Below are 5,806 nucleotides of genomic sequence, written 5' to 3'. Positions count from 1 at the left end.
CGGAGGCCCGGATGTCCCGCGCCTCGATCTGCCACAGCCCGGCGGCCAGCGCCCGGCCGGCCAAGCTCACGCCGAGAGGCCCCGGAAACATCTCCGGAAACAGCGTCAGCACCGTCGCGCGCCAGGGTGAGGGGTTGGTCATTGCATCTCAGTTGCCGTCGTCCCGGCGAAGGCCGGGACCCATAGCCACCGCAGTCCGTTTTGCGATGGCTGGAGCGACCAGCTTAGCCAAAACCACCGCCTGTGGTTATGGGTCCCGGCTTTCGCCGGGACGACTCGCGGAGGGGGAATCGTCCTCGTTCTCGCCCTCGATCTCCCGCGGCAGCGCGATCACGACGCGGCCGCCGGCGATATCGACCTCCGGCACCACCGCGTTGGAGAACGGCAGCAGCAGCGTCGGGCCCTTTGTTGCTTCCTTGGGCGGGGCGATCTCGATGATGTCACCGGCGCCGAAATTCTGGATCGCGACGACGCGGCCGAGCGGCTCGCCATCAGTGGTGACGGCAGCGAGCCCGATCAGGTCGGTGTGGTAATATTCGCCCTCGTCGGTCGCTGGCAGCTTTTCGCGCGGAACGTAGAGCTCGATGCCGTTGAGGCGCTCGGCCTCATCGCGGGTCGTGACGCCCTTGAAGGTCGCGACCAGATGACCTTTGGCCTCGCGCGCCTGCGCGACTTCGAATTGGCGCTTGCCGTCCTTGGACAGCAGCGGACCGTAGCGCCTGATGGCAAAGGGATCCTCGGTGAAGGTCCACAATTTGACCGCACCGCGCACCCCATGCGCGGCGCCGATCCGCGCGACGCAGACCAGCGCCGACATGGTCTGGCCTTACGCCTTCGCGGCAGCTTCGGCCTGCGCCTTGCGCTCCTTGCGCGGCACGGCCTTCTGCGGGTTGTTGCGCGCTTCGCGCTTCTTGACGCCGGCAGCGTCGAGGAAACGCGCCACGCGGTCCGACGGCTGCGCGCCCTTGGCGACCCAGGCCTTCACCTTCTCCATGTCGAGCTTGAGGCGCGCCTCGTTGTCCTTCGGCAGCAGCGGGTTGAAATAGCCGAGGCGCTCGATGAAGCGGCCATCGCGCGGAAAGCGCGAGTCGGCGACGACGACGTGATAGACGGGACGCTTCTTGGTGCCTGCGCGGGCGAGGCGGATAACGACGGACATATTGGTCTCCTGAGTAGCTGTTAATTCAAAGGTTGGTTGGTTCGTCATTGCGAGGAGCCCGCGACAAAATTGCGAAGCAATTTTGCGCTGGCGACGAAGCAATCCAGACTGTTTCGGTGGAAGCATTTCTGGATTGCTTCGCTTCGCTCGCAATGACGGGCGAGGTCACTTCTTCTTCCCCAGTCCAGGGAAGCCGCCGAGCCCGGGCAGGGTCGGCTTGTTGCTGAGGCCCGTGAGCCCCGGCACATTCGGTAGGCCCTGGCGCAAGCCCGCGGGCAGATCCTTCGGCAGATTGGGCAGGCCCTGTCCGCCGCCGCTCTGCATCTTCTCCTGCAAGGCCTTCATCTCTTCTGGCGAGGGCATCTTCATGCCGCCGCCAAAGCCCATGGCCTGTGCGATGCCGGCGAGCGGACCGCGCTTGCCCGAGCCCATGGCCTTCATCACATCGGCCATGTTCCGGTGCATCTTCAGGAGCTTGTTGACGTGCTCGACGCTCTGACCCGAGCCCGCGGCGATGCGCTTCTTGCGGCTGGCCTTGAGCAAGTCGGGATGACGGCGCTCGTCGCGCGTCATGGAATCGATGATCGCGACCTGGCGCTTCAGGATCTTGTCATCGATGCCGGCGGCCGCGATCTGGTTCTTCATCTTGGAGATGCCGGGCATCATGCCCATCAGCCCGCTGATGCCGCCCATGTTCGACATCTGCAACAGCTGCTCGCGCATGTCGTTGAGGTCGAACTGACCCTTGCGCATGCGTTCGGCGGTGCGCGCGGCCTTCTCGGCGTCGATGTTGGCGGCGGCACGCTCGACCAGCGAGACGACGTCGCCCATGCCGAGGATGCGGCCGGCGATACGATCAGGATGGAAGTCCTCCAGCGCATCGGTCTTTTCGCCGGTGCCGATCAGCTTGATCGGCTTGCCGGTCACCGCGCGCATCGACAGCGCGGCGCCGCCGCGGCCGTCGCCGTCGACGCGGGTCAGCACGATGCCGGTGAGACCGACGCGCTGATCGAACGAGCGCGCGAGATTCACGGCGTCCTGGCCGGTGAGGCTGTCTGCAACCAGCAGCACTTCATGCGGATTGGCCGCGGCTTTGATCGCGGCTGCCTCCGCCATCATCTCTTCGTCGAGCGTGGTGCGGCCGGCGGTGTCGAGCAGCACGATGTCGTAGCCGCCGAGTTTGCCGGCCTCCAGCGCGCGCTTCGCGATCTGCGGCGGCTGCTGGCCCGTCACGATCGGCAGAGTCGGAATGTCGAGGTCGCGGCCGAGCACCGCCAGCTGCTCCATCGCCGCCGGGCGGTAGACGTCGAGCGAGGCCATCAGCACTTTGCGCTTGTCGCGCTGGACCAGGCGGCGGGCGAGCTTGGCAGTGGTGGTGGTCTTGCCCGAGCCTTGCAGGCCGACCATCATGATCGGCACCGGCGGCACGGAATTGACGTCGATGGTCTGGCCTTCGGCGCCGAGCGTGTTGATCAGCTCGTCATGGACGATCTTGACCACCATCTGGCCGGGTGTGACCGACTTGACGACGGTGGCGCCGATCGCCTGCTCGCGCACGCGCTCGGTGAAGCTGCGCACCACCTCCAGCGCGACGTCGGCCTCCAGCAGCGCGCGGCGCACCTCGCGCATCGCGGCGTCGACGTCCTTTTCGGTCAGCGCACCGCGCCCCGTCAGACGATCGAGAATTCCGCCAAGCCGTTCCGACAGATTGTCGAACAATGCCGTTGTCCTTTTTACCTCTCCCCGCGCCCGCGGGGAGAGGTCGCCGCGCACTTGCGCGGCGGGTGAGGGGGTACGGGACCATCTACGCGCATCACACGCGGAGAGAGCCCCTCACCCCGACTCTCTCCCCGCAAGAGCGGGGCGAGGGAGAAGAAAGTCCAAACACCTTTGCGCCCGAGGGCGCACAGCGCTGTCGGGCGTTGACCTCCGGCCTCCAGGGCCGGTCGGCGGGTCGAAAAGAAAGCCTTTCCGAGAAAGTGGCGGGGTTAAACGCCGCTCACGCCCAAAAGTCAAGGAAAGTTAGGGTGCCGGGGCGCCCCTGCCAGGGCAAGGTCCTGAAAATGTGACCCTTTTGCCGGCCGGTTCCTTTTCCCAGGGCTTCGCCCATATAGAAGGTGATGACCTTTCTCCGCTACCATCCCTAAAAGCCCGCCGTGCCGATCACTCGCCGTCGCGTGTTCGGACTGCTTGCCGGTGCTGGCGCGCTGGTTGGTGTCCCGTCCCTTTGGATGTTCCACATGAAAACCTATGACGGTCCCGCCTCCGACCATTTCAATGGTCTGCACTTCTTCGATCCCGACGGCGCACCGCCGAAATCGCTTCGAGAGGTGCTGCGCTGGCAATTCGGCGGCAAGCGGCAGCGCGCGAAATGGCCGGATTGGGTTCCCAGTCCACACGCCGATTCGCCGCCGGCGCGTGTCGACGGCGACAAGGTGCGGCTCTCCTTCGTCGGCCACGCCAGCTGGCTGATCCAGGCCGGCGGCCTGAACATCCTGGTCGATCCCGTCTGGTCGATGCGGGTCTCGCCGGTCGCCTGGGCCGGGCCGAAGCGGCACAACGATCCCGGCATTTCGTTCGACGAGCTGCCGAAGATCGACGTCGTGCTGGTCTCGCACGGGCACTACGATCATCTGGACATTGCGACGCTGTCGCGGCTCGCCAAGAATTTTGCCCCGCGCGTCGTCACCCCGCTCGGCAACGACGTCACGATGCGCAGCTCCGATCCCACGATCAAGGTGGAAGGGTTCGACTGGCACGACCGCGTCGAGCTCGGTGGCGGCATCGCCGTGCATCTGGTCCCGACCCGGCACTGGACGGCGCGCGGCGTGTTCGATCGCAACAAGGCGCTGTGGGCGAGCTTCGTGCTGGAGACGCCGGCCGGCAAGATCTACGTCGTCTGCGATTCCGGCTATGGCGATGGCAGGCATTTTCGACGCGTCGCGGAGAAGCATGGGCCACTGCGGCTCGCGATCCTCCCCATCGGTGCCTACGAGCCGCGCTGGTTCATGCGTGACCAGCACATGAATCCGGAAGATGCCGTGCAGGCGCTCGCGGATTGCGGCGCGCAGGAAGCGCTCGGGCATCATCACGGCACGTTCCAGCTGACGGATGAGGCGATCGATGCGCCGGCAAAGGCGCTGGTCGACGCGCTGGATGCTGCGAAGATCCCACAACAGCGGTTCGTGGCGATGATGCCGGGGCAGGTGGTGGAGATTTAGCTCTCTCCGCCGTTGCGGCACATAACAGTTCGTCGTCCCGGACAAGCGCGCCTCAAGCGCGCGCCGATCCGGGACCCATAACCACAAGAAGATGTTTGGCGGAGACTCGTGGTTACCAGCGTCGCGTCATAACCACTCCCTGTGGTTATGGGTCCCGGCCTTCGCCGGGACGACACCGTTGTTGTAGCGAACAGTGTGCGCTTTACTGCCCCGGCTTGATCGCCCAGCTCACATTGACCGTCACCGTCAGCGTCTCCTCGCCCGGCGCGACGGCGGCGGGTGCGGCCATCGGAGCCGCCGCCATGCGGCCCTTGAACAGTGGCACCGGGCCGCCGCCCTCGGTGACGCTGAGCGGCGCCCCTAGTGTGGCGCCAGTGGCCTTGGCGTAGATCTCCGCCTTGCGGCGGGCATCGGCGACCGCCTGCTCGCGCGCATCATCGAGCAGTTTTGAGGCCTGCGTCACCTCGAACGAGATATTTCCGATGTCGTTGGCGCCGGCGCTGACCAGCGTGTCGATGATGCCGGCGACCTTGGTCACGTCGCGAATTTTCACGGTGACACGATTGCTGGCGCGGAATCCGACCACGGGCGAGGCGCCGGTGGATTTGTTCTGGCCGTATTGCGGCTGCAGCGACAGGCGCGAGGTCTGATAGTCCTTCTCGGCGATGCCGGCGCCCTTCAGCGCCAGCAGCACCTTGCCCATCGCCGCGTTGTTGGCGTCGGAAGCTTCCTTCGCCGACTTGGCGTCGTTGGCGACGCCGGCGTCGATCTGCGCGAGATCGGGTGCCGCGGAAATCCTGGCTTCGCCGCTCACCGAAATCGCGGACGGAAAATCGTCGGCGCGTGCGGGGTCCGCCAGCGTGATGGCGAAGATGGCGGCAAGTGAAGTCAAAAGGAGGGCAGGCTTTTTCATCATTCTCACTTCAGCGGCACGAAAACGTTGATCACGAGCTTGTCCTCGGCCGTCTTCAGGGGATCGGTGAGGTACTCCTCGATGAAGGTGTCCTTGGCTTCCAGCCTCTTGTCGTCGAGGTGATTGGTGATCGCCTCATAGGTGTTGTCCATGTTGTCGTAGGAGCCGCGATGGACGAATTTCAACGCCTTGCCCTCCGGCGATTTGCCGATGCTCATGTCCTTGGGCAGGTTCTTCGGATCCTGCTCGACCGGGATCTCGGCGAGGAAGGTGAAGCCGGTGTCGTCGGTGGAGGTGTAGACGATCATCGAATTGCCTGATGGCTTGATGGCCTGCTTGTCCAGCAGCGCGTTCAGCGCCTTGAAGGCGTCGATCAGCGTGTCGAAGGCCGAATCCCAATTGGCAGTGCCCTTGACCATCACGACCTTCTTGGGCTCGAGCATGGTCTCGAGGCCAAAGGGATCGGCGGTCTGTACCGGGGCGGGGGTGGCGGCTGCCGCGGGCGGGGGCGCC

General features: G+C 65.3%; 6 protein-coding genes and 1 pseudogene. 1 reads left to right on the top strand and 6 read right to left on the bottom strand.

Going from position 1 to position 5,806, the window contains the following annotated elements; translation table 11 throughout:
* From CWO91_RS44885 to ffh, 4 genes and pseudogenes are all read right to left on the bottom strand, one after another.
* A pseudogene (locus tag CWO91_RS44885) lies at positions 1 to 142 on the bottom strand (tRNA (guanosine(37)-N1)-methyltransferase TrmD); the annotation flags it as partial.
* A 105-nt stretch (positions 143 to 247) separates the two neighbouring features.
* A complete protein-coding gene (gene rimM, locus CWO91_RS41340; RefSeq protein ID WP_130221049.1) occupies positions 248 to 817 on the bottom strand; it encodes a ribosome maturation factor RimM in 570 nt (189 codons plus the stop codon).
* A gap of 9 nt (positions 818 to 826) precedes the next feature.
* Complete coding sequence (rpsP, locus tag CWO91_RS41335) at positions 827 to 1,159, bottom strand: 30S ribosomal protein S16 (RefSeq protein WP_035702960.1); 333 nt, start codon at positions 1,157 to 1,159, stop codon at positions 827 to 829.
* A 165-nt stretch (positions 1,160 to 1,324) separates the two neighbouring features.
* Positions 1,325 to 2,878: a signal recognition particle protein gene (ffh, locus tag CWO91_RS41330; RefSeq protein WP_130221048.1), complete on the bottom strand. Its 1,554-nt coding sequence runs from the start codon at positions 2,876 to 2,878 to the stop codon at positions 1,325 to 1,327.
* 437 nt (positions 2,879 to 3,315) lie between these two features.
* Between ffh and CWO91_RS41325 the strand changes: the two genes are divergently transcribed.
* Positions 3,316 to 4,380: an MBL fold metallo-hydrolase gene (locus CWO91_RS41325; protein ID WP_165406069.1), complete on the top strand. Its 1,065-nt coding sequence runs from the start codon at positions 3,316 to 3,318 to the stop codon at positions 4,378 to 4,380.
* Between the two features lie 202 nt (positions 4,381 to 4,582).
* On the opposite strand, the gene CWO91_RS41320 is transcribed toward CWO91_RS41325, so the two are convergent.
* The gene (locus CWO91_RS41320; RefSeq protein ID WP_165406070.1) at positions 4,583 to 5,293 is read right to left on the bottom strand and encodes an SIMPL domain-containing protein; all 711 of its coding nucleotides are present in this window, start codon (positions 5,291 to 5,293) and stop codon (positions 4,583 to 4,585) included.
* Positions 5,294 to 5,298: 5 nt separating this feature from the next.
* On the bottom strand, positions 5,299 to 5,806 hold a 508-nt coding region (locus CWO91_RS41315), incomplete at its 5' end, for a GyrI-like domain-containing protein (RefSeq protein WP_245471539.1).

The sequence above is a fragment of the Bradyrhizobium genosp. SA-3 genome (assembly GCF_004212635.1).
Taxonomy (GTDB): Bacteria; Pseudomonadota; Alphaproteobacteria; order Rhizobiales; family Xanthobacteraceae; genus Bradyrhizobium.
The sequence above is the reverse complement of the archived record's forward strand: the minus strand, read 5'-3'. Positions and strand labels throughout refer to the sequence as shown.

Bases quoted from the DNA above. Each gene is read 5' to 3' on its own strand.
- rimM (WP_130221049.1), bottom strand. From the start codon at position 817: ATGTCGGCGCTGGTCTGCGTCGCGCGGATCGGCGCCGCGCATGGGGTG.
- rpsP (WP_035702960.1), bottom strand. From the start codon at position 1,159: ATGTCCGTCGTTATCCGCCTCGCCCGCGCAGGCACCAAGAAGCGTCCC.
- CWO91_RS41320 (WP_165406070.1), bottom strand. From the start codon at position 5,293: ATGAAAAAGCCTGCCCTCCTTTTGACTTCACTTGCCGCCATCTTCGCC.